The sequence below is a fragment of the Bacillus sp. NSP9.1 genome (genome assembly GCF_000465465.2).
GTDB classification, from domain to species: Bacteria; Bacillota; Bacilli; order Bacillales; family Bacillaceae; genus Bacillus; species Bacillus sonorensis_A.
Map to the genome: position 1 here is coordinate 1 of NZ_CP048273.1, position 22,457 is coordinate 22,457.

22 protein-coding genes, 2 tRNA genes and 3 pseudogenes are annotated in these 22,457 nt (G+C 45.5%); 1 reads left to right on the forward strand and 26 read right to left on the reverse strand.

Annotation, left to right across the window (positions count from 1 at the left end; genetic code table 11):
* Window positions 1–201 precede the first annotated feature (201 nt).
* The 16 genes and pseudogenes from lysS to tilS (M654_RS00080) all read right to left on the reverse strand — a co-directional run.
* Window positions 202–1,701, reverse strand: a complete 1,500-nt coding sequence (gene lysS / locus M654_RS00005) for a lysine--tRNA ligase (protein ID WP_026589793.1) — start codon at window positions 1,699–1,701, stop codon at window positions 202–204.
* Window positions 1,702–1,783: 82 nt separating this feature from the next.
* Entirely contained in the window at window positions 1,784–2,785 is a 1,002-nt protein-coding gene (dusB, locus tag M654_RS00010; protein ID WP_026589794.1) for a tRNA dihydrouridine synthase DusB, read from the reverse strand.
* A gap of 16 nt (window positions 2,786–2,801) precedes the next feature.
* Window positions 2,802–3,011, reverse strand: a complete 210-nt coding sequence (locus tag M654_RS00015; protein WP_035428856.1) for a helix-turn-helix domain-containing protein — start codon at window positions 3,009–3,011, stop codon at window positions 2,802–2,804.
* Window positions 2,963–3,463 carry a 2-amino-4-hydroxy-6-hydroxymethyldihydropteridine diphosphokinase gene (gene folK, locus M654_RS00020; RefSeq protein ID WP_026589795.1) on the reverse strand — a complete coding sequence of 167 codons (501 nt, stop codon included), beginning with the start codon at window positions 3,461–3,463 and terminating at the stop codon, window positions 2,963–2,965. Before folK ends, M654_RS00015 begins: the two co-directional genes overlap by 49 nt.
* Entirely contained in the window at window positions 3,460–3,822 is a 363-nt protein-coding gene (folB, locus tag M654_RS00025; protein ID WP_026589796.1) for a dihydroneopterin aldolase, read from the reverse strand. The genes folK and folB overlap by 4 nt, the downstream gene beginning before the upstream one ends.
* On the reverse strand, window positions 3,815–4,672 hold the full coding sequence (gene folP, locus M654_RS00030) for a dihydropteroate synthase (RefSeq protein WP_026589797.1): 858 nt from the start codon (window positions 4,670–4,672) through the stop codon (window positions 3,815–3,817). The genes folB and folP overlap by 8 nt, the downstream gene beginning before the upstream one ends.
* Window positions 4,673–4,690: 18 nt before the next feature.
* A complete protein-coding gene (gene pabC / locus M654_RS00035; RefSeq protein ID WP_026589798.1) occupies window positions 4,691–5,545 on the reverse strand; it encodes an aminodeoxychorismate lyase in 855 nt (284 codons plus the stop codon).
* Window positions 5,542–6,126 carry an aminodeoxychorismate/anthranilate synthase component II gene (pabA, locus tag M654_RS00040; protein ID WP_026589799.1) on the reverse strand — a complete coding sequence of 195 codons (585 nt, stop codon included), beginning with the start codon at window positions 6,124–6,126 and terminating at the stop codon, window positions 5,542–5,544. Before pabA ends, pabC begins: the two co-directional genes overlap by 4 nt.
* A gap of 4 nt (window positions 6,127–6,130) precedes the next feature.
* On the reverse strand, window positions 6,131–7,555 hold the full coding sequence (locus M654_RS00045) for an anthranilate synthase component I family protein (protein ID WP_026589800.1): 1,425 nt from the start codon (window positions 7,553–7,555) through the stop codon (window positions 6,131–6,133).
* 179 nt (window positions 7,556–7,734) lie between these two features.
* Window positions 7,735–8,658: a cysteine synthase A gene (cysK, locus tag M654_RS00050; protein ID WP_026589801.1), complete on the reverse strand. Its 924-nt coding sequence runs from the start codon at window positions 8,656–8,658 to the stop codon at window positions 7,735–7,737.
* Window positions 8,659–8,726: 68 nt separating this feature from the next.
* Complete coding sequence (locus M654_RS00055; RefSeq protein WP_026589802.1) at window positions 8,727–9,623, reverse strand: peptidyl-prolyl cis-trans isomerase; 897 nt, start codon at window positions 9,621–9,623, stop codon at window positions 8,727–8,729.
* 54 nt (window positions 9,624–9,677) lie between these two features.
* Window positions 9,678–10,547 carry an Hsp33 family molecular chaperone HslO gene (hslO, locus tag M654_RS00060; protein ID WP_026589803.1) on the reverse strand — a complete coding sequence of 290 codons (870 nt, stop codon included), beginning with the start codon at window positions 10,545–10,547 and terminating at the stop codon, window positions 9,678–9,680.
* A gap of 10 nt (window positions 10,548–10,557) precedes the next feature.
* Window positions 10,558–11,334: a type III pantothenate kinase gene (locus tag M654_RS00065; RefSeq protein WP_026589804.1), complete on the reverse strand. Its 777-nt coding sequence runs from the start codon at window positions 11,332–11,334 to the stop codon at window positions 10,558–10,560.
* A 209-nt stretch (window positions 11,335–11,543) separates the two neighbouring features.
* Window positions 11,544–13,466: an ATP-dependent zinc metalloprotease FtsH gene (gene ftsH, locus M654_RS00070; RefSeq protein ID WP_026589805.1), complete on the reverse strand. Its 1,923-nt coding sequence runs from the start codon at window positions 13,464–13,466 to the stop codon at window positions 11,544–11,546.
* An 85-nt stretch (window positions 13,467–13,551) separates the two neighbouring features.
* A complete protein-coding gene (gene hpt / locus M654_RS00075; RefSeq protein ID WP_026589806.1) occupies window positions 13,552–14,091 on the reverse strand; it encodes a hypoxanthine phosphoribosyltransferase in 540 nt (179 codons plus the stop codon).
* Window positions 14,075–14,785 (reverse strand): annotated as a pseudogene (gene tilS / locus M654_RS00080) (tRNA lysidine(34) synthetase TilS); the annotation flags it as partial. The pseudogene tilS (M654_RS00080) and the gene hpt, both read right to left, overlap by 17 nt.
* Between tilS (M654_RS00080) and M654_RS00085 the strand changes: the two are divergent.
* Window positions 14,736–15,041: pseudogene (locus M654_RS00085) on the forward strand (P-type ATPase); the annotation flags it as partial. The pseudogenes tilS (M654_RS00080) and M654_RS00085 sit on opposite strands and share 50 nt — an antisense overlap.
* Here M654_RS00085 and tilS (M654_RS00090) read toward each other — a convergent pair.
* The 10 genes and pseudogenes from tilS (M654_RS00090) to yabP all read right to left on the reverse strand — a co-directional run.
* Window positions 15,041–15,685 (reverse strand): annotated as a pseudogene (tilS, locus tag M654_RS00090) (tRNA lysidine(34) synthetase TilS); the annotation flags it as partial. The pseudogenes M654_RS00085 and tilS (M654_RS00090) overlap by 1 nt on opposite strands.
* A 102-nt stretch (window positions 15,686–15,787) precedes the next feature.
* Window positions 15,788–16,828: a serine/threonine protein kinase gene (locus M654_RS00095; RefSeq protein WP_026589807.1), complete on the reverse strand. Its 1,041-nt coding sequence runs from the start codon at window positions 16,826–16,828 to the stop codon at window positions 15,788–15,790.
* The gene (locus tag M654_RS00100; protein ID WP_026589808.1) at window positions 16,794–17,531 is read right to left on the reverse strand and encodes a VWA domain-containing protein; all 738 of its coding nucleotides are present in this window, start codon (window positions 17,529–17,531) and stop codon (window positions 16,794–16,796) included. Before M654_RS00100 ends, M654_RS00095 begins: the two co-directional genes overlap by 35 nt.
* A gap of 69 nt (window positions 17,532–17,600) precedes the next feature.
* On the reverse strand, window positions 17,601–20,090 hold the full coding sequence (spoIIE, locus tag M654_RS00105; protein ID WP_026589809.1) for a stage II sporulation protein E: 2,490 nt from the start codon (window positions 20,088–20,090) through the stop codon (window positions 17,601–17,603).
* A 209-nt stretch (window positions 20,091–20,299) separates the two neighbouring features.
* Window positions 20,300–20,371 (reverse strand) — tRNA-Glu (locus tag M654_RS00110).
* Between the two features lie 9 nt (window positions 20,372–20,380).
* Window positions 20,381–20,454, reverse strand: a tRNA-Met gene (locus M654_RS00115).
* 154 nt (window positions 20,455–20,608) lie between these two features.
* Complete coding sequence (locus M654_RS00120; RefSeq protein ID WP_026589810.1) at window positions 20,609–20,995, reverse strand: S1 domain-containing RNA-binding protein; 387 nt, start codon at window positions 20,993–20,995, stop codon at window positions 20,609–20,611.
* Window positions 20,996–21,074: 79 nt separating this feature from the next.
* Window positions 21,075–21,452, reverse strand: coding sequence for an FtsB family cell division protein (locus M654_RS00125; protein WP_026589811.1), 378 nt, complete (start codon window positions 21,450–21,452; stop codon window positions 21,075–21,077).
* 17 nt (window positions 21,453–21,469) lie between these two features.
* Window positions 21,470–22,096 (reverse strand): spore cortex biosynthesis protein YabQ, encoded by a 627-nt coding sequence (gene yabQ / locus M654_RS00130; RefSeq protein WP_026589812.1) that lies wholly within the window; start codon window positions 22,094–22,096, stop codon window positions 21,470–21,472.
* Window positions 22,093–22,401 (reverse strand): sporulation protein YabP, encoded by a 309-nt coding sequence (gene yabP, locus M654_RS00135; protein ID WP_026589813.1) that lies wholly within the window; start codon window positions 22,399–22,401, stop codon window positions 22,093–22,095. Before yabP ends, yabQ begins: the two co-directional genes overlap by 4 nt.
* Window positions 22,402–22,457 lie beyond the last annotated feature (56 nt).

A 22,457-nucleotide genomic window follows, 5' to 3' on the forward strand; every position in this document is an offset into this window, starting at 1 on the left:
GACTTTTATATTATATCCAATTCTCAACATGAAGTCAAGAACTTTTTTAAAGTAGCTTTTTTTGTTTTTGCCACCGCTTTTTGCGGCAACGAATAATAATATACCACCGTATTTATGTTTGTGCAATACTTTTTTGAGAAAAAATAAAATTTGTTTTTAAATAAGGATCAGCCGTTTCATTTCCGGCTGATCCTTGAAGTTTTAACGATGTCTCATTTGCGGGAATAGTAAAACATCCCTGATTGACGGCGAATTCGTCAAAAGCATAATAAGCCGGTCAATACCGATTCCTAAACCGCCGGTAGGAGGCATCCCGTATTCTAATGCTTCAACAAAGTCCTCATCCATCATATGAGCTTCATCATTTCCTTCTTCACGTTCTTTTAATTGCGCCTCAAAGCGTTCTCTCTGATCAATAGGATCATTAAGTTCGGTGAAGGCATTCGCATGCTCTCGACCCACAATAAACAGCTCAAAACGGTCCGTAAAGCGGGGATCCTCAGGATTTTTCTTAGCAAGCGGCGAAATTTCTACCGGATGACCATAGATAAAGGTTGGCTGAATCAGGGTTTCTTCGATTTTTTGTTCGAAGAACTCGTTAATGATGTGCCCCACAGACATATTTTCAGTAATTTCAACACTATGATCTTTAGCAAAAGCTCTGGCCTCTTCCAGTGAGACCTCTTTCCAGAAATCCACTCCGGTCGCTTCTTTAACGGCATCTACCATATGAAGCCTTTTCCACTCAGGTTTGAGATCGACTTGATGATCACCATATTGAACAGTAGTAGTGCCAAGCACTTCTTCAGCGATGTGAGCGATGAGATTTTCCGTTAAGCTCATGATATCTTTGTAATCGGCATAAGCTTCATAAAGCTCGATCATTGTGAATTCGGGGTTGTGGCGGGTGGATACTCCTTCATTCCGGAATACACGTCCGATTTCATAAACTTTTTCAAGTCCGCCGACGATCAGCCTTTTCAAATGAAGTTCAATCGCGATTCTCATATAAAGCGGCATATCGAGCGCATTATGGTGTGTGATAAACGGACGGGCGGATGCACCTCCTGGAATGGCATGCATCGTAGGTGTTTCTACCTCCAGGTATCCGTGGTCATCTAAGTATCTTCTCATTGATTGAATGATCTTACTTCTTGTAATAAACGTATTTTTGCTGTCCGGATTGACAATCAAGTCCAAATAACGCTGGCGGTAGCGCTGTTCAATGTCTTTTAAGCCGTGATATTTATCAGGAAGCGGACGAAGAGCTTTTGTTAAAAGATCAAAAGATGTTGCTTTGACAGACAATTCACCCACATTGGTTTTAAACATAACACCAGTAACACCGATAATATCCCCGAGGTCAGAGCCTTTAAACAGCTCGTATTGTTCTTCTCCGACACTGTCTTTTCTAACGTAAATCTGGATTTGGCCTTTCAAATCCTGAATGTGGGCAAATCCAGCTTTCCCTTTGCCTCGTTTTGTCATCATCCGGCCTGCAATCGTTACTTCGATTGCTTTCTCTTCTAATTCTTCCTTAGAGTACTCATTGTACAAATCAATTAGTTCCGCTGATTGATGAGTGCGTTCAAAACGCTGACCGAAAGGGTCCTTTCCGCTTTCGCGCAATTGACTCATTTTATCGCGTCTGACTTGCAACTGATCGTTTAATTCTTCATGGTTATGCTCTTCATGACTCATCATATATCACTCCGTTATTTTTAGTCTTTCAGGAAAAGCAGAAAAACTGCCAGTTAAAACTGGCAGTGAGCAGAGGTCGGATTTATCCTACTTTAGCATCCTGAAGCTCTTTTGCCTCGGCTTCAATCGTAAACGCATCCAGCAGCTGCACGAGCTCATCTCTCGTTTCGCAATGGTTGATTTCATTCCGGACCTTTGCGTTTCCTCTTATACCTTTTAAATACCAGGCCGCGTGCTTTCTCATTTCACGAACTGCCACATTTTCACCTTTTAGTTTGATTAAACGGTCAAGATGAAGCTTGCAGACGGAAATTTTCTCACGCACTTTCGGCTCATCTTTTAATTCGCCTGTTTCCAGGTATTGAACCGTGCGGTAAATCATCCACGGATTACCCAAAGCAGCACGGCCGATCATGACGCCGTCCACTCCTGTTTCATCAAGCATGCGCTTCGCGTCTTGAGGTGTTTTGACGTCTCCGTTTCCGATAACAGGTATTGATACAGACTGCTTTACTTCTTTGATGATGTCCCAGTTCGCCGTTCCTTCATACATTTGCACGCGGGTCCGCCCGTGAAGAGCCACGGCTTTTCCGCCGGCCCGTTCAACAGCTCTTGCATTCTCAACAGCAAAAATGTGATCATCATCCCAGCCCATTCTCATTTTAACGGTAACCGGTTTATCAACCGCATCCACTACAGCAGAAACCATCTCATAAATTTTATTCGGATCAAGCAGCCATTTGGCCCCCGCATCACATTTTGTAATCTTTGGCACCGGACATCCCATGTTAATGTCAATAATATCAGCTGTTGTGTTTTGATCAACGAATTTCGCCGCTTCGACGAGCGTTTCTTTTTCACCGCCGAAAATTTGCAGGCTGAGCGGTTTTTCCCGTTCATCGATATAAAGCATTCCCATTGTTTTCGCATTGTTATAAAGGATCGCTTTATCGCTGACCATTTCTGCGCACACCAAACCCGCACCGAATTCTTTAACGGTCAGGCGGAAGGCGGAGTTGCATACCCCTGCCATCGGCGCAAGGACAACCCTGTTTTTCAATTCGATATCACCGATCTTAAACATTTTACGTCCTCCTTTCTTATTCTTCTGATGGAGACAATTCCTCCACTGATATATTTAAAGTATTGGCTACATCCCTGAGCATGCTCTCCGACGGCATTCGATTTCCCCGTTCTATTTCACCCAGTACAGAAACGGACATACCCAATGCTTTGGCAAAGCCCTCTTGAGTATAACCTTTCAACTTTCTGTACGCACGAATTCGTCTACCCCAGATTTCTGCTTCCATACCCTTACACCTTCTTGATTTTTCGCATGATTGACAGATTCCTCAAAGTCCGGATAAATCTCCAATAGCGGGACGAGTACAAACAAACGTTCATGCATTCTCGGATGAGGAACAATGAGTTGCTCTGTCTCAATATTTTCACGATTATACAGCAAAATGTCAAGGTCTGCCGTTCTCGGACCCCACCTGATGTCCCGCGTCCGGCCGAGTTCATTTTCAATGCGCTGCGTCAAATCAAGCAGTGCAAAAGGCGAAAGAGATGTTTTGACAGCCGCAACCATATTTAAAAATGGATCCTGATCTGTATATCCGACCGGATCTGTCTCATAAATTGAAGAGATGCTTGTAACCGTGACAGACGGATGCTGATGCAGGAGAGCAACGGCTTTTTTTAAATATTCTTCCCGCCGGCCGATATTCGAGCCCAACGCTATATATGCCGTATGTTTCATTTCCGCTTTCTCGTCATTTCTATGGCTACGGATTTGTAATGTCCGGGTATCGGCGGATCTGGTTTGATCACCTTGACAGTGCATTCCTGAACCGCTTCAAATTGACCGAGGACTTTCTCGGCTATCGTTTCTGCAAGGGTTTCGACAAGGTTGACCGGCTCTCCTTCCACGACCTCTTTACAGAGCTTGTACAGCTCTGCATAGTTAATGGTCGCATCAATATCATCGGTCTTTCCTGCTACGCTCAAGTCTAATCCTGCCGTCAAATCAACGCGGAAACGCTGGCCGAGTTTGTTCTCCTCTTGAAAAACCCCGTGGTATCCGTAAAATTCCATTCCCTCTATATATACTTTATCGATGATAAACGCCTCCCTTATCGATCATCGCATCCATCATTTTCGCCATTCTAGCAATCGGCTTGACGTCATGGACTCTGACAATGTCGCATCCTTTTTGAATGCCGAGGCATACTGTCGCGCCTGTCCCTTCCGCCCGTTCCTCAGGCGGCAAATCCAGGACGCGTCCGATAAACCTTTTGCGCGAGGTGCCCAGTAAAAGCGGGTAGCCCAGACTCTTGAATCTCTCCAGCTCATTCATGACCATAAGATTGTCATGATATGTTTTGGCAAAACCGATACCGGGATCAAGGATGATGTGATGGTCTTGCACTCCGGCGGACTTCGCAATGTCTACACATTCCATCAGATCGGACATCATGTCTGGTATTAAATCTGTATAATTTCGTTCATGTCGATTGTGCATCAAGATAACCGGCACATCATGCCGAGAGGCGACAGCAGCCATTTCGGGATCGGCTTTGGCGCCCCATACATCATTGATAATCGAAGCTCCGGCTTTTAGCGCTTCATCGGCTACCCCAGCCTTATATGTGTCAACCGATATCGGTGCATCGATTTCCTGTACAAGCTTTTCAATTACAGGAATGACTCTTGCAAGCTCCTCATCAAGGGAAACCTTCTCGGCTCCGGGCCTTGTCGATTCTCCCCCGATATCAAGGATATGGGCGCCGTCTTCTATCATCTGTTTCGCATGGACCACTGCGCGGTCTATACTGTTGTATTTCCCTCCGTCGGAAAACGAGTCAGGCGTGACATTTAAAATGCCCATAATTAATGTTTTATCTTCATATGACAACGTGTATTGTTTTGCTTTCAGCCGCTTTGAACGGACTGTTGTTTGCAGCGCCATATCCCTCACCCTTTAGATTCAATTTTCGTCTTTTGCTGTTCTATCGTTAGTGTACACCTTTTGCAGTTTCTTTGTCAGACTTCCATCCTTTCCCGGGAATGCAGTGGCGCCGATTTGGCGGAACGGCACAATCTCCTGAACGGAATTGGTCATCCATGCTTCCTCAGCAGCGAGAAGATGATCCAACGGATATTCCCCCTGTCTGACCTTCATTCCCATACTGTCGAGCCGCTCCAGCACATATCGCCGCGTCACACCGTCTAAAATTCCGGTCTTCAGTGAAGGTGTATACACACATCCGTCTTTTTGCCAAAAAAGGTTGGAAACAATGCCCTCGGCTACATCTCCGCTCGCGGTAAGAAAAATCCCTTCTTTTCCCGGATCACTTCCGAGTTCTCTTTTTCCATACAGGTTGTTTAAAAAGTGGTGGGATTTCAGCCGGAAAGGCCCCTCAGGCGTGTTTCGGCGAACCTGCAAAATGATTCCTTCCTTTTCCTCCGGTACGGATGCCGGATCAAAAGGGTTCATCATCACCATGATGCAGGGATTTTTGTATGAATCGGGAAAAAGCCCTGATCCCCCGGGACCGGCTGATATATTGAGCCTGATCCTCGCATTGCCATTTGGCGGCTGATTCAATTCGAGCAGCTTGTCCAGCACACTGAGGACATCGCTCTCTGTCAGCGCCGTCTCTATTTTCAGTTCATTCAATGCTGTCTGAAGCCTTTCCATGTGCCATTCCAAAAGAAACGGCTTCCCTTTATAGAGGCGAAATGTTTCAAAAACGCCGATTCCATATAAAAAACCATGGTCAAAAGGAGAAAGTCTCGCTTCCTCCTCTTTCACATAATGACCGTTCATGTAAATGATCATGCGTTCACTTTCTTTCGGTAAGTCTCAATAAAATTATTGAGCATCTCTTTTCCGCAGGAGGTCATAATAGACTCCGGATGAAACTGCACACCTTCGATCGGCAGCTCTTTATGCCTGATGGCCATAATCTCTCCTTCATCAGTCCAAGCGGATGTGGTAAAGCAGCTCGGCAAGGTTTCAGGTTTAACGATCAGCGAATGATACCGGGTAGCCGTCAGCGGACTTTCCAAGCCTTTAAAAACGGTTAAACCATCGTGGGAAATCTCTGATGTCTTCCCATGCATCAACCGTTCCGCTCTGACGACATCGCCGCCGAAAACCTGGGCGATGGATTGATGTCCGAGGCAGACTCCGAAAATGGGAATCTTCCCTGCAAAATGACGGATCGCTTCAAGGCTGATTCCGGCCTCATCAGGGCTGCACGGCCCCGGCGAAATCATCAGAAAATCCGGGGACAATTCTTCAATGCCCGCCAGTGTCACTTCATCATTGCGCTTGACGATCAATTCTTCGCCGAGCTCTCCTAAATATTGCACCAAATTGTACGTAAACGAGTCATAATTGTCGATCATCAAAATCATTTTCTCAGCTCTCCTCTGCTCTTTTTTTCTCTTCTTCACTCAACTGCAGCGCCTTTTTCATCGCAATGGCCTTTTTAAATGATTCCTTATATTCATGCTTAGGGTTTGAATCAATGACGATTCCCGCTCCCGACTGCATGAACGCATGGCCTGCTTTGACATAAATCGTTCGGATGACGATATTAAAGTGCATATCTTGATTATATCCGAACCATCCTATAGAACCAGTATAAAGCCCTCGCCTTGTCGGCTCAAGCTCTTCAATGATTTCCATTGTTCTTACCTTCGGAGCCCCTGTAATCGTTCCGCCGGGAAACACCGCGTGGATGACATCAACCGCATCGCATTCTTCTTTGATTTCACCGCACACATTTGAAACAATGTGCATGACATGGGAATATTTTTCAATCACCATGAATTCATCGACGCGAACGGAGCCGTATTTTGACACCCTGCCAAGGTCATTCCGCTCTAAATCCACAAGCATCACGTGCTCGGCCCGCTCTTTTTCATTCATGATCAGTTCATTCGCGAGCGCTTCATCCTCCGCTTCATCCGCCCCGCGGGATCTTGTCCCTGCAATCGGCCTTGTTTCCAGCAGGGTTCCTTTCTTTTTAATCAGCAGTTCAGGCGATCCGCAAATCACCTGGAAATCCGGGGTTTCCAAGTATGCCATGTAAGGAGAGGGATTCACTTTTCTCAGCATTTTATAAACGTCAAACGGCGCCGCCGACAGCCGCTCTGACTGCCGCAGGGAAAGATTCACCTGGAACACGTCACCGCTTGCGATGTATTGCTTTATTTTTTCAACCGCCTGTGAAAAGCCCTCTTCGGTAAATGAAGGTGCAAACGAAGCCCCTTTATTGTCCGCCGGTTCTTCAGCTGCTGCGGGTTCCGCATCGCGTGACATCCACATCTGTTCAAGCTGATTCAGTTGATCTTCCGTAGAGGAAAGCTCTTCTCCGTTTTTGTGCGTGATCAGCCAAAGCTCTTCCTTTGCATGGTCATAGACGGCCAGATCATCAAACACGAGAAAGAATAAGTCAGGCGTTTGCAGATCATCGATAGACAGATGTTTAAATTTTTCAATATAGCGGGCATAGTCATAGCTTAAAAAGCCGACAGCCCCTCCCTGAAAATCAGGAAAATCTGCAACCGTCTCCGTTTTCAATTCCTGAAACCATCGGGTAAACTGTAAAAACGGATCTCCTTCTTTAAATATCGTTTCCCCTTTATATTGAATGGTCGTGATCCCGTCTTTCCCTTTCGCGATGGCGACAGGATCAAGACCGGCTATACTGTAGTCGCCGCCTCTGGCGCTTTCCAGGAGCACATGGTGTTTTTTTCCTTTCGAAAGACATTCATACCTTTTAAAAAAACGTTCCTGGGAATATGGGTATATTCTGGCTACAGGCCTTCGTTGTGTCATCGTATCATTCCTAACCGTTATTCTATTGTCCTTATTGTAATGCAAATCTTTTTTTAAAGAAAAGAGAATTTCATTTCCAATACATAAAAAGCCCTTGAGCATTTTACTCAAGGACACCGACCTCCTTTTATAAAGCAAAAGGCCGCCGACATCGTCGACAGCCCAACACTTTTTTAAACCTATTCAAATTGATAAAGAGGTGTGCTTAAGTATCTCTCACCATTACTTGGGAGTACGGCAAGCACTTTTTTGCCTTTTCCGAGCTTTTTAGCAACTTGAATGGCAGCGAAGATCGCCGCTCCTGAAGAAATTCCGCCCAGGATTCCTTCTTCTCTTGCAGCTTTACGGGCAAATTCAAAGGCTTCTTCATTTTTCACCGTAATAATTTCATCGTAAACATCAGTATTCAAAATTTGAGGTACGAACCCGGCTCCGATTCCTTGAATTTTATGCGGCCCTGGTTTTCCTCCTGAAAGAACCGGAGAATCTGTCGGTTCCACAGCAAAAATTTTGATCGACGGATTTTTTTCTTTCAGAACCTCGCCGGCTCCTGTAATGGTTCCGCCGGTTCCGATACCGGCGACGAACGCATCAAGTCCATCTCCAAATTGTTCAGCGATTTCCTGGCCTGTCGTGCGGCGATGCACTTCCGCATTTGCAGGGTTGTTAAATTGCTGAGGCATAAAATAGCCGTTTTCTTTAGCCAGTTCTTCCGCTTTTTTAATCGCACCTTTCATTCCTTCAGCGCCCGGTGTCAGCACAAGCTCCGCTCCATAAGCGCGAAGAAGGTTGCGGCGCTCGGAACTCATTGTATCAGGCATCACAAGGATGGCTTTGATGCCTTTTGCAGCAGCGACCATGGCAAGGCCGATTCCTGTATTTCCGCTTGTCGGCTCAATCAGTGTATCTCCTTCTTTCAGAAGGCCTTTTTCTTCGGCGTCTTCGATCATCGCAAGCGCAATCCGGTCTTTAACACTGCTGCCGGGATTCATATACTCAAGCTTTACATATACATCAGCACTGTCTTCATCAACAAGACGATTTAATTTAACAACAGGTGTGTTTCCGATTAAGTCATAAACAGAGTTTGCAACGCGAACCATATGAACACCTCAATTTCCGAGTAATTTTATTGGGATTATAACTAATTTATCAATATCAAAAAATTTTGTCAATCTTTATTTTTATCACCATAAAACCACGATACGTTTGCATCTTTCCAGAGGGTTTTAACTGAGGCTTTGTCGCCAATCTGATCCATTGCGATCTGTCTGCGGATTTGATTCTTGACTTCGCTGTAAGTGAAAGACCGGCCGTTCAGCTTTTCTTTCAGCTGAATAACGGAATAGCCCTGGCTCGTTTGAATCGGTTCATCGACCCACTCGTTTTCTTTTAAATGTTTGGCTGCTTGCAAATATTCTGCCGGGATGTTTTCATTCTGCTCATTGACAAAGCCGAGGTCTCCGCCATAAGGCGCCGTATATCGGTCTGTCGAGTGTTCGGCAGCGGCCGCTTCAAAGCTTGATCCGCCCTTCAGTTCCTTTAACACTTGTTCAGCTTCATCTTTATCTTTTACAACGATATGCTTCAAGCGGTAAGAATCATCGAATTTATACAGGTCTTTATTTTTCTGATAGAAAGACTTTAATTCGCTTTCCGGGATCACAATGTCTTTAGTGAGGAGCTCTTCAAGAAGTATATTGTGCTTGATCTGTTCTCTCCACTCTTTTTCCGTCGTATGTTCGTCTTCATAGAAAGAATTATAAACGGCTTTGATCAAAAGAAACTCCCTGTCGATTTCATCATCAGAGATTTTGATGTTATTTTTTTCAGCCAGCTGGTTGACGACACGCTCATTGATCATATCTTCCAAAGTAGCCTTTCCGAAGCGGTCCTCCATCTCACTCAGCCATTCCTCCCGGGTAATGCCGCTCTTTCCAATGTTGGCAATCACCTCCTGGGCTGATGAAGTGGAAGCGGTCTGCGACTTTGTGAGAACATATGCAATCACAATACAGTTGACAAAAATTGCGCCAATGATAATCGGCCACAGCGTTCTTGATTTCAATATCGTTTCTCCCCTTTTCCCATTGTAAAAGACCCGCTACATGAATAGCGGGCATTAAATTTCATCTCGAAGCGCTTCAAGCTCTTCTTTTGTAAACAGATACGTTTCATTGCAAAAATGGCATTGCGCCTCGGCTTTTCCATCTTCATCAATCATGGCTTGAATCTCTTGTTTGCCAAGACCGATAATTCCTCTTGCGAAACGCTCTTTTGAACAATTGCAGGTAAAGCGGACTGGAACGGTTTCCAGCACTTCCGCTTCTTCCCCCAGAACCGTTCTCAATACTTCCTCAGGGGTCAGCCCTTTTTGAATCAGCTTGGAAATCGGTTCCACCTGGGATAAGTTAGTCTCCAGCTTTGTGATGGTTTCATCATCAGTCCCGGGCAGCAGCTGTATGATGAAGCCGCCGGCTGCCAAAATCGTATTGTCCGGATTGACGAGCACACCAACGCCCACCGAGGAAGGGACTTGTTCAGAAGAGACAAGATAATATGTAAAATCATCGCCAATTTCTCCGGAAACGATTTCGACTTGACCGGTAAACAAGTCGCGCAAACCAAGATCCTTTACAACGCTGAGCGTTCCCGACGTTCCCACAGCTCTTCTGACATCAAGCTTTCCATGCTCATTTAAATCAAAATGGACATGAGGGTTGGACACATAGCCCCGAACGTCTCCCTTTGCATTTCCATCGGCGACAATAGCCCCGATCGGTCCGCCGCCTTCAATTTTAACGGTCAGCTTGTCTTCGCCTTTCAGCATAGCGCCCAGCATCACGGCCGCCGTCATCGTTCTTCCTAAAGCGGCGGAAGCGGTCGGCCAGGTATTGTGGCGTCTTTGTGCTTCATGAATCGTTTCTGTCGTTCTTGCTGCATATGCCCTGACTTTGCCGTCATATGCAATCGCTTTTACTAAATAGTCCATCGTCATCCTCCTATACACTTTCAACGCGATTCCGCTCGTATATCAGCTCAAGTCCCTTTAATGTGAGAAACGGATCGACAACATCTATACAATCGGACTCATCCGCAATCAAAGAAGCCAGACCGCCTGTCGCAATGACTTTCGGATTTTGTTTCGACTGCCATTTCATCCGTTTGACAATGCCTTCAACTTGTCCGACATACCCGTAAAGAATGCCGGATTGCATGGCGCTGACCGTGCTTTTACCGACAATGTTGTCCGGCCTTGCGATTTCAATTCTAGGAAGCTTTGCAGCTCTTGAGTAAAGGGCTTCTGTCGAGATCGTGATGCCCGGCGCGATCGCTCCGCCCATGTATTCTTTGCGTTCGTTGATATAACAGTATGTTGTAGCGGTTCCAAAATCAACGACAATCAGCGGACTTCCGTAAAGATGAATCGCCGCCACTGCATTAACGATACGGTCAGCTCCGACTTCTTTCGGATTATCGTATTTAATATTCAATCCTGTCTTCATACCGGGCCCGACGATCTGCGGCTCGATCTGAAAGTATTTTGTACACATTCTTTCAAGGGAAAACATGATCGGCGGTACAACTGATGAAATGATAATTCCTTCGATCTGGTCAAACATCAGTCCAACATAATCAAATAAAGACCTGAGGAGCATGCCGAATTCATCTTCTGTTTTGTGGCGGCTTGTTTCAATCCGCCAGTGATATTCTAACTCCCCGTCGTGATATATGCCTAGAACGGTGTTTGTATTTCCCACATCTATAACGAGTAACATTCTGATCACCACTTTTGACTAGTTTCTCTTACTTGGTCATAAAACATTCTACCATCATACAATACACGATGCCGATTCTTTTTGTAAACGAATCAAACCGGCGGAAAGAGATTTCGCCAAAGCGGCTCTAAAAAGGCAAAAAAATAAGAAAACTGCCGAATAGCATACGCTTGGCAGTTTTCTTAAAACGAAGGGAAAAGGGATGGGAATTACGCTTTGTCATCCTCTTTTCTCTCTTCATCATCTCTTTTGTTGATGTTTACTTTGACATCGTCTTTTTTCTCCTGAACATCATCTGCATAGGTCCGGTCAGGAAGTTTTCCGTGCTCAGTCAAATGCTTGATTTGCTCAGCGTCGAGCGTTTCGACTTCCAGCAATGTCTGAGCGATCAGTTCAAGCTTATCGCGGTTTTCGGTAAGGATCGTTTTCGCACGTTCATAACATTCTTTGATGAAGCGCTGGATTTCCTTATCAATTTCATACGCGATCGCGTCACTGTAGTTTTGATCATTGTTGAAGTCACGACCCAAGAAGACCTGGCCGCCCTGAGACTGTCCGAACTGAAGTGGACCGAGTTTTTCAGACATTCCAAACTCCGTAACCATCCGTCTAGCGATGCCGGTGGCACGCTGGAAGTCATTATGGGCTCCCGTGCTGACTTCGCCGAATATAATCTCCTCGGCTACACGGCCTCCAAGCAGACCGACGATTTTATCGAGAAGTTCCGGTTTTGTTTGGAAATAACGGTCTTCCTTAGGAAGCATAACGGCATATCCGCCGGCTTGGCCGCGGGGTACGATTGTTACTTTGTGCACCATATCCGCTTCGTCCAAAACAAGTCCGATGACGGTGTGCCCCGCTTCATGATAAGCAACGATATTGCGTTCTTTTTTCGAAATCACCCTGCTTTTCTTAGCAGGACCGGCGATGACGCGGTCTGTCGCTTCATCGATGTCGCGCATATCGATTTTCTTTTTATCATGGCGGGCTGCTACGAGAGCCGCTTCATTCAAAAGATTCTCAAGATCCGCACCGGAGAATCCAGGCGTTCTCATCGCGATTGATTTCAAGTTGACAGATTCGTCAAGCGGTTTGTTTCTCGCATGGACGCGAAGCACTTCTTCACGGCCTTTTACATCAGGACGGTCAACTGTAATTTGACGGTCAAAGCGTCCCGGACGAAGCAATGCAGGGTCTAAAATGTCTGCGCGGTTAGTCGCGGCAATAATGATGATCCCTTCATTGGCGCTAAAGCCGTCCATTTCAACAAGAAGCTGGTTCAGCGTCTGCTCCCGTTCGTCATGGCCGCCGCCTAGACCCGCACCACGCTGACGTCCGACTGCATCGATCTCATCGATGAAAATCAGACACGGCGCATTCTTCTTCGCATTTTCAAACAGGTCGCGTACACGTGAAGCACCGACCCCGACGAACATTTCCACGAAGTCTGATCCACTGATGCTGAAGAAAGGCACGCCAGCTTCACCGGCACAAGCTTTCGCAAGCAACGTTTTACCTGTACCCGGAGGTCCGACCAAAAGCACACCTTTCGGAATCCTTGCTCCGAGTTCAGCAAATTTGCGGGGATCCTTCAGAAACTCGACGACTTCGACAAGCTCTTGTTTTTCCTCATCCGCTCCTGCCACATCTTTGAATTTGACGCGTTTCTTTTCTTCTGTATATAGCTTAGCCTTGCTTTTACCGAAGTTCATGACACGGCTTCCGCCGCCTTGAGCCTGATTAAGCAGGAAGAAGAAAAGAATGAAGATAATTACAAAAGGGATGATGGTGGTAAAGAAGGTCATCCATCCGCTTGTTTCCTGTGCAGGTTCAACTTGTATCTTCATCTTTTTGACTTGATCAATAATCTGGTCTGCCCCTTTTCCTTCAGGAACATGGGTCAGGAAATATTGGTCTTTTTCATAATTATTCAGCTGCCCGCGGACTTCGTAAACACCTCTGACAGGCTGGATGGAAACATTCTCAACCTTCCCGTTTTCAAGGTTTGAAACAAAGTCACTGTACGTCATATTTTCTGTTTTCGGATTTGCGGTTTGGAAGTAGCTCACAACTCCGATTACAACTAATAAAATAAGTAAATAAAAAATGGTATTACGGAAGACCCGATTCATTCCTTACCTCCTCCCACAGTAAGCACAACTATGTTCAATAGTATCATAGAAAATCGTTCCAATACAACAGATATCCCTTTCGTAATCAGCTTTCATAAACCGCCGGCTTGAGAACTCCGATGTACGGAAGATTGCGGTAGCGCTCCGCATAATCAAGACCGTATCCCACAACGAATGCGTCCGGCACTTCAAAGCCGACATAGTCCGCTTTGATATCCGCCTTGCGTCCGCTCGGTTTATCAAGAAGGGTTACAATCTTAATCGACTTTGCTTTGCGGTACCGGAAAAGCTCCACAAGATAACTTAAAGTCAGCCCACTGTCGATGATGTCTTCAATAATTAAGATGTCACGGCCCTCGACTGATGTATCCAAATCTTTAATGATTTTGACTTCGCCGGAAGAAACCGTGGAATTGCCATAGCTTGATACATCCATGAAATCCATTTCCAAATATGTATCAATATGCTTTAAAAGATCGGCCATAAACGGCATGGCTCCCTTTAACACGCCGATGGCCAACGGGAACTTGCCGCTGTATTCATCTGTTAATGCGGTGCCGAGCTCCTTGACCTTTTTTTGGATCTCCTCCTCAGAGATCAGGATATTTTCAATATCTTGTTTCATTCTTTGCTAGCCCCCTACACTTTTCATGCTGTCTATATTGTAATACAATGCGATCATTGTTTGTAACATCAAGTTCCTCAAAAATGGTTTTTTTCAGACCGGGTATCCAAACAATCCTTCCGTCCGCGTCTGTCACAATGGGCCAGCTGTCTCTTTTCGCAAGAGGTACTTTTTCATCAATAAATATATCTTTAACCTTTTTTGAGCCGTTCATCCCTTTAAGTTGGATTCTGTCTCCTTTTTGCCTTGTCCGTACATAAAGGGGGAAATGAACATGCTTGGAACTTGCTGCAAAAACATCATTTCCTTTCGGCACGTGGGCTGCACCTTGTCTGCTCACATGAAGGGAATATCCGTTAGGAAGCATCAGGTCTTCGTCTTCCGCACCGCTGATTTCATAGTGATAGGAAATTTTTTCACATTGCAAACGCTGAAATGTAAACAAACATGTATGATAAGATTTAACCACTTTAAGCCCGTTTGGAAAATCAAGAGAACCGGATGGACCCGTTTTTGAAATCCATTCCAGAAACAACTTAATATGATGGGCTGAAAACGCCGATGGAACGTTTTCATAAAGATAGTTTAATATTAGTTGAACTCCCCTTCTTTGTAAAGGCATAGGGAGATCGAGAAGGTGCGGGACGCTGATTTCCGGTTTTTTGGGGGAGTACATCGATGCGATCGCCATCATTGCGATTATCTTTGTAAATGGCATTCTCGGATTTTTTCAGGAGAGGCGGGCGGAACGGTCGCTTGAGGCATTGAAGGAACTGTCGGCTCCCCAGGTGACAGTGCTAAGGGAAGGGAGCTGGATCAAAGTTCCTTCAAAAGAGCTTGTGCCGGGTGATGTGGTGCGCTTTTCAAGCGGCGACAGGATCGGCGCCGATCTTCGAGTCGTCGAGGCAAAGAGCCTGGAAATAGAAGAGTCGGCTCTCACCGGGGAATCGACATCTTCCGACTCTTTCTTTAAGAAAGGGAGAACATAATGCCTGAATCGGTTTCGTGTATAGTCGTCCTCAGCATTGCTCGGATCTGTCCTGAACGGGACACGGTTCACCTTGCAGTAAGCCAGAAGGTCTTCTTTGGCAAGCTCGAGAAACGGCCTGATCAGCCATCCGCTCTCAAAGCGGCGCTTCGGCTGCATACCGGCAAGGCCTAAACCGACCGTGCCCTTCGCCAATTTCATCAGCATCGTCTCCACCTGGTCATCTCCATGATGTGCCAATGCCAAAAATCCCGCCTGATGCTGATTCATTTGCTCCTTAAAGAAGCGGAATCTGCACTCTCTTGCGGCCGCCTGTTTGTTCAGGCTGTTTTCAGAAGCATACTTGCCGACATCGATTTGCCGGGCTTCACAGTATATCCCTTCCGCTCTGCAATATTGCTCAACAAAACGCATGTCTTCCTCAGACTCCCGGCCCCTGAACATATGATCGACATGTACGGCAATAAGTGTCGCCGTTTCGGGAATCGAATGATGCAAGGCGTGAAGCAGGGCCATGGAATCAGGTCCGCCGGAGACGCCAACGATGATCGTTGTTCCATCAAAAGACAGATCGTTTTTTTTCATGAAATCTTCTATCGTTTTCACAATGTCCTCCCACTTAGAGCAGGGTGATTTTCAAAAGATATAAATAATCCTAACACTTTCAATCAGTCCCTGCAAAGAAGAGCTATCGGCCTTGTATGTTCTTCACATAAAGAACAGAACGATATAGGCAAAATAAAGGGCAAGGACACTGACGACGATCAACAGCGTTTCAAAGATACCGCCGGATTTCTGCCGGGCTTTCCTCACCCTGCGGCCGCTTCGCGAACGCTGCTGAGGCGCCGCATGCGCCCGTTGACCCGGGCCTCGCGCTGAGGCCGGCACCTGCGAACGGCGGGCGGTTCTCGGCTGATGCCTGCTGCTTTGTCCCTTAACCGGACGGCTCACCTCGAGCAGGTCGGTCTTCATTTCATCCGCTGTTTTATACTTTCCTTTTAAAGCTGAAACCAAAACCGCTTTATATTTTGATAAAAACGGCTGACTGTCAATGACTGTCAAAAGCTGATCCGTCGGCTTGGCCGACTTCTTGAATTCTTTTTTAGTCACACAGTTCACCATAATCATGGCCACGGAAAACAAATCATATGATGGTTCAGCCTTGCGGGTTCCACATTCCCAATATCCCCTGTCAAAAAACTCCGTGTACTCCTTGATCGCCCGGCCTTCTTTTGTCGTTCCCCCGACATCAATACAGCGAATTCTTGCCGGAGGCCCCGTCACGATCAAATTTTCCGGTTTTAAATCTCCAAAAACCCATCCTTCGCGATGGATGATCGCTAAGCTTGATAGAAGCTGACTGATCAATACCGGAATCCATTCCTCCCCCTTTTCGCTGACATAACGTAAAAGAAGGGGCCCCTCGATATATTCCATGACATAAAATGAGAGTTTTTTGCCGGTATTGGACAACAGCATGTCATCCACATCAAAAAAAGAAGGCCCCATCGCTTTAGCCTGGGCCTTTGAAAAAGATTTCAGAACATTCACTTCCGACGTAATGGACAGACTGTCATCGCTCACTTTAAGCGCCACACGTCCTTTAGTTGAATCAGCTAGGTACACAACGCCATTAGCCCCTTTTCCCAGCTGTCTGATGATCTTATAGGAATGATTGTTCCACTTTCCAACAACCTTTAAACCCGGCTTTAAACTACCCGCTATACTCGTCGAAGCGTCTTTCATCATCTTCTAACATGCCCCTTCTCGAGCTGATTTTATTAAAATGCTGAATCGCCTCTCTGATTGCCGGGCCTGTCGGGGTAATGCCTCCCGCCGCCAGTTTGGAAAATATTGAGGATAGAGATTCAAACTTTGGCGTCCAATCCAGCACAAGCTCAACCTCTTGTTTTTTCCCGGGAAATATAAACATCGCAAATTCGTTGTCACCGATTCTTGAGTTTAGGCTGATCGACAGATCGATCAATGCTTCTTTGACTGTCGGGAGCTTTGGATTCATGCTTGCGCTTGTGTCGACAAGAACCAAAACGTGTAGATGAACGGTTTCCCCGAGCTCATCAACGACTTCCATGACTTCCCCGCGCTTATCAGGGGGCAGTTCATCGATTTCTGTAGACTTTCCGAGAATCTGTTTCAGCTCATTGTTGACCACACCTTGAAGCGTTTGTGTCATTGCTTTTTTCGTCACCATCTGAACCGTTTGCGACAGCTGGGAAGCATAGACCACCTGATGAACACCGCCTCCTGCAAGAGCGATTCCTTCAACTTCATTCATCGCTTCTTGATCCATCGCATTTTCTTCCATAATCCCAATAACATTTACGGTGATCCCCTGCTCTTTTGCAAAGGCCGCCATCGCCTGCGGGTCTTCACCGCGGTTTGAACATCCGTCTGTAATGAGCAGGATTTGATTCAAGTGCCCCTTTTTCATGATTTTTATTCCTCCTGGAGTCTTGATTTAGTTTCATCATCGCCAGAAGAAATTTGATTTATACGAATGCTATGAAATCTCTTGGTTCTTTTGCAAAAAAGCCGGCGCCGGAATGGAAGCCCATTTTGGTGTATTATGGTCGATCTTGATGACAAGCACTGTCATATCATCCTCAATCAGGCCTGATCTTGTCCGAATAACCTCTTCCATGATCAAGTCGGCGATTTCCTGAGGATCCTCTGTTTTCAGTGATTTCAGCTTCCGTTTCATCCAAAGGTCGTAATTTTCCACATGTCTCGGCCCTTCAAAAATTCCGTCGCTCATCATAATCAGGAGATCTCCCGCTTTTAATTGCTCGCTGACAACATCGACGTCAAATTCGGTGATGATGCCGATCGGCAAATTGCTGGCCTGGACTTTGATGATTTGATCTGACCTCTTAATAAAGCTTGGGGTCGAACCGATTTTTAAAAATTTGCAGCTCGCATCCTGTAAATCAATGATGGACAGATCAAGCGTTGAGTAAATCTCATCTGTTGTTCTTAATGAAAGGATGCTGTTGATCGTTTTGATCGCAACCTTTTCATCAATGCCTGACTGGAGAATTTTTTCAAGCAGTTTGATCGTTTCATTGCTTTCAAAATGAGCCCTGGCTCCGTTGCCCATGCCGTCGCTGATGGCGGCGGCGTATTTGCCTGCGCCAAGCTCCATCATATTATAGCTGTCGCCGGAGACGAGGCCGCCGCCTTTGGCTGCATGGGCCGCCCCCGTCGACACACGGTAGGATTTCGCCGATCCGAAAGCGACGTGGCAGTAGCCGTTCGGGTGTCCGGCACATTGCTCAGCCTTAACGATGATCTGCTCCTCCAAAATATCAGACAACATCGGGGCAATGATTTTTTCACACTCCCCATGCCCGTTGCAATATGGGATGCTCATTTCGATATCGATATTTCCTTGATCAAGACTGTAGATTTCAACCTGCTGAATTTCGATGCCGAAATGCTGCAGCGCTTCGCGAATTTGCTCTTCCTGGATAAAGTGCTGCTCCCTCTCCCTTTTTATTTCCCGAGAAAAGTCGGCCATGACCTGGGATACGCCGAGGAGCTGCTCCGCTACGAGACGTCTGCTGTCATGGACCTTTTGCTTTAACGTCTGATCTGCTCTGAAGTGTGTAAGCTCGTCCTCGATCAGCGCTTCAACCTGTTTCGATTTAGAACAGTGCTGATTGAATTCTTTTTTCAGCTTGCGGTTTTGATAGTATTGCTTTTCTTCTGTTTCCTGCATAACCCGCGTCATCAAATCATATGTTTTATCAAAGTTCTGTACCCAGCACTTGTTTTTCTTATAACAAGATTGACAGGAGTGTTCAGTCACCTTGCTTAAAAACAGATCGATTTCTTTTTCCTTCCCTTCTTCGTCAGGAACGGAATGATAAAATGTGGCAAAGCTTTCTGACAAAGCATGAAACACATTTGAAAATTGATCAACTTTTTGGGCGGTGACATCCCGGATTTTTCTTGCATATTGCTGCTGCTCCTGGGCATGTTCGACCGTTCCGGGGATATATTTGGCCACTTTTTTCGTGATGGACTGCGGTGTTAACAGAAACAAACCGATCGCTATTAAGGATTCATACAATGTCGGCACAAGTTCAGCCGAACCTTCTCCATAAAGAGAAATCAGCAATGATCCGATCAGCAGGCCGACCGCGGCGCCTACTTTTTTTCCTTCTTTTAACAGACCGCCGAGAAGGCCTGAAAAAGCCAGCAGGCTCATCTGATATAGATTGCCGATATTGGAGAGGCTGAGAATCAATCCAGTCACAACCCCGACCGTACAGCCGATGCTGGCGCCGCCGATAAACGCGAAGGCCAGCACGACATACCGGGCCAATATCAGTTCAGCCTGCATGCCTTGGAATGAAACACCCGTTAATCCGGTGAGAACGGATGCAATTAATATCATAAAGCAGATGATTTCCTCAATTTTCAAAGATTGTTTGGCCCGCTTTGATGTCACGATCGGCAGGCTTTGCAAAAAAATCAAGGTCAAAATAAAGGACAGCCCTGCTTCGACAAAAGCCATAATGTAGTGATAGTTTGACACCGTTCCGTGCTGAGCATAAACAAACCCGCATCTCGCCAGCGCCATTGCCAAAAAAACGACGACAGGCAGCGTCCTGACCGGATCTTTTATAATAAAAGAAGTCATTTTTGAACATATGGCAAATGTAACGAGTGCGGCAAGGATAAACAGTGCATGCTGCGGTGAAATGCTCAAAGCTCCCGCAAGCAGCGCCAGACAGGCCAAGAAGGCTTTATCTTTTTTAATCAACAGCATCGCTCCGAAAAATGGAAGGGCAAATGGAATCACCTCCGACAAAATGAAGGCTCGTCCCAATAAAAAACCGATGATCATATAAATGAACCCTTTATAGAAAAAGAGCGAATACAAATGCTGCATCATCAGCTTCGCCATGCTGGCATACCATGAATGGATCTTCTGTACAAATGGTCCTGCAATTGGGCTGTTCACTCTTCTTTCCGCTTTTTCCATGATCTCATCCCCCACTGGTTTATTCGTTGCTTGCCATTATAACGAAAGATGAAACAGGATTTTGTCAAAAGAAGGTAACGATTCCAAAGAACTCTTCGACGCTTTTTGTAGAAAGCTTCAATCGCTCATGATAAGTCGAGTCTTTTCTCGCAATTTTGCAGTTTTGGGCAAAACAAAAAACCGGCTTCATAAGAAACCGGTTTTGCGGATGACCCGTACGGGATTCGAACCCGTGTTACCGCCGTGAAAGGGCGGTGTCTTAACCACTTGACCAACGGGCCATATCAAAGTAGCGGCGGAGGGGATCGAACCCCCGACCTCACGGGTATGAACCGTACGCTCTAGCCAGCTGAGCTACACCGCCATGTTTATCATTTCGCGTTCTTTTAACGCACAAGTTCTATAATACAAAGGATTGTTCAGTCCGTCAATAGATTTTTAAATAAAATTTTCGAGAAAATAAAAAGGCATCCGTTGGGATAAGACGAATGCCTTTCGTATATATAGAAAGCAGCAAGTTAACCTCTTCTTGCTCCGCGCCCTCCACGTTTTGATTCCGTGTTGCGTTTAAGAGATGATAAACGGTCTTCACTATCTTTTAAGAACTTAGACATTTTCTGTTCAAACGTTTCTTTAGAGCGGAAATCATTTCTGGGTCTTGATTGAGGACGGTCTACAGCCTTTTTGATGGACAAGCCGATTTTTCCATCTTTTTCAACATTGATGACCTTGACTTGGACTTGATCACCGACTTTCAGATGATCATTAATATCCTTCACATAATTATCGGCTACTTCACTAATATGAACGAGACCTGTTGATCCTCCAGGCAATTCAACAAACGCTCCGAAATTTGTAATACCTGTTACTTTCCCTTGCAACTTGCTGCCAACTTCAATCGACATAAAAAAAGTGCTCCTCCTTAGACTTAAAAAAGATCATTTCTTTAATTATACATAAAGAAAAAAATAAGTGTCAACAAGGCTACTTGCTCTTCTTGTCAAACTTGAAGATGATTTCCCCGTCCTTTGACAAGTAATAATCCTTTCTGGCAAGCTCGGCAACGTAATCCTTGTCCTTCAATTTGACGATCTCATCTTGCAAATCCGATTTTTTTGCTTCCAGCTTATCCAGCTTTTTCAAGAGTTCTTCTTTCTTCTCTTCTTTTGCGCTTATGTCAGAGGATTGCGTCCACATTGAGCTGACCAGCACAATCGCCGTAAGCAGCACGACGGCCCCAAATACCGTCAACCGTCTGTAAAGACCGCGTCTCTTTCTTTTGAGATGCTGCTGTTTCCGTTCCATCTGCTCTTTATATTCATTTTGAATCTGAGAAATATTGCGTTTTCTAGAATCGTTCAATTCCAGACGGCCTCCCTTCACTTTTTCAATAATTTCGTTTTAATTGTTATGAATAGTTTCTTTCCCTTTTTGAAAAATCCTGCTCCGGATTGAAAAAAGCGTTTCAGCAGCCTCTGAATACGGGCGGGTAGCAGCTTGTAGCATTGGTATATTAAGAAGTAAAACGGGTAGCCTGCAAATTTTAAGATCTTATATAAACATAACGCAAAAAATCGAAAAAGAACATAGATATTTTTCAATGTAAACAAAATGATAGCCAAAATGGCCTGAAGTGCCCACACGACAGGGCGGAATATCATCATCCGCATCATTTTTGCCGCGGTTCGGCAAATGAAAACGAAAAAAGAGATCATCCATTCCAGCATTTGATTGTAGATATGTTTAAAAAGGCTTTGGTAAGCGGCAAATCCCAGCAAGACCGCCAAAAAGATATAGATTCTAAACTCTCCTTCATTTACGCTGAGCAAGACGTAGAAAAAAAGGAGACCTTGTACCATCCAAAACAATAGATCATGGATAAATAAAAGCAGTCTGGCGGTTTTTGCGCGAAGCACAAATCGTTTGTAGGTATCAAGGGAAGCACCCAGCCATGCCCCCATTCCGGCCATGGCCAGCATCGTATAAAACTGGGTGGTCAGCGTCATTTAAACAACTTGCTAAAAAAACCTTTAGCTTTCTCCCCCTGCTGCTCATCCAAATAGACGAGATCAAGCACTCTTCCTTTAATGGAGACAACGCCTTTTTCCACATCCAGATTTTTCATCTGCAGATTTTCGCCTCTGACCGCCAGCATACCCATGACGGTTTCCAGCAAAAATTCCTCATTGTCAAAGCTCTCGACTTGTTTGACGCCGGAAATGTCCAACAGCTTGCGGCCCTTCATCATCACATTATGTTCAGGACCAGATGACCCGCCGGAAGGGTTGTGCTGATCATAATATAAGCTCATCTATTCATCCCCCATATCCTCATACTAAGATTCGTTACTGCATTGTATGAGTCGGG

Excerpts from the sequence above, each read along its gene's own strand:
- M654_RS00095 (WP_026589807.1), bottom strand. The coding sequence starts at position 16,828 with ATGATGAAAGACGCTTCGACGAGTATAGCGGGTAGTTTAAAGCCGGGT.
- M654_RS00100 (WP_026589808.1), bottom strand. The coding sequence starts at position 17,531 with ATGAAAAAGGGGCACTTGAATCAAATCCTGCTCATTACAGACGGATGT.
- hslO (WP_026589803.1), bottom strand. The coding sequence starts at position 10,547 with ATGGACTATTTAGTAAAAGCGATTGCATATGACGGCAAAGTCAGGGCA.
- pabC (WP_026589798.1), bottom strand. The coding sequence starts at position 5,545 with ATGATCATTTACATGAACGGTCATTATGTGAAAGAGGAGGAAGCGAGA.
- M654_RS00015 (WP_035428856.1), bottom strand. The coding sequence starts at position 3,011 with ATGGAAGCAGAAATCTGGGGTAGACGAATTCGTGCGTACAGAAAGTTG.
- M654_RS00120 (WP_026589810.1), bottom strand. The coding sequence starts at position 20,995 with ATGTCGATTGAAGTTGGCAGCAAGTTGCAAGGGAAAGTAACAGGTATT.
- yabQ (WP_026589812.1), bottom strand. The coding sequence starts at position 22,096 with ATGACGCTGACCACCCAGTTTTATACGATGCTGGCCATGGCCGGAATG.
- M654_RS00045 (WP_026589800.1), bottom strand. The coding sequence starts at position 7,555 with ATGACACAACGAAGGCCTGTAGCCAGAATATACCCATATTCCCAGGAA.
- cysK (WP_026589801.1), bottom strand. The coding sequence starts at position 8,658 with ATGGTTCGCGTTGCAAACTCTGTTTATGACTTAATCGGAAACACACCT.
- pabA (WP_026589799.1), bottom strand. The coding sequence starts at position 6,126 with ATGATTTTGATGATCGACAATTATGACTCGTTTACGTACAATTTGGTG.
- yabP (WP_026589813.1), bottom strand. The coding sequence starts at position 22,401 with ATGAGCTTATATTATGATCAGCACAACCCTTCCGGCGGGTCATCTGGT.
- folP (WP_026589797.1), bottom strand. The coding sequence starts at position 4,672 with ATGGCGCTGCAAACAACAGTCCGTTCAAAGCGGCTGAAAGCAAAACAA.
- dusB (WP_026589794.1), bottom strand. The coding sequence starts at position 2,785 with ATGTTTAAGATCGGTGATATCGAATTGAAAAACAGGGTTGTCCTTGCG.
- spoIIE (WP_026589809.1), bottom strand. The coding sequence starts at position 20,090 with ATGGAAAAAGCGGAAAGAAGAGTGAACAGCCCAATTGCAGGACCATTT.
- folK (WP_026589795.1), bottom strand. The coding sequence starts at position 3,463 with ATGAAACATACGGCATATATAGCGTTGGGCTCGAATATCGGCCGGCGG.
- ftsH (WP_026589805.1), bottom strand. The coding sequence starts at position 13,466 with ATGAATCGGGTCTTCCGTAATACCATTTTTTATTTACTTATTTTATTA.
- M654_RS00065 (WP_026589804.1), bottom strand. The coding sequence starts at position 11,334 with ATGTTACTCGTTATAGATGTGGGAAATACAAACACCGTTCTAGGCATA.
- lysS (WP_026589793.1), bottom strand. The coding sequence starts at position 1,701 with ATGAGTCATGAAGAGCATAACCATGAAGAATTAAACGATCAGTTGCAA.
- hpt (WP_026589806.1), bottom strand. The coding sequence starts at position 14,091 with ATGAAACAAGATATTGAAAATATCCTGATCTCTGAGGAGGAGATCCAA.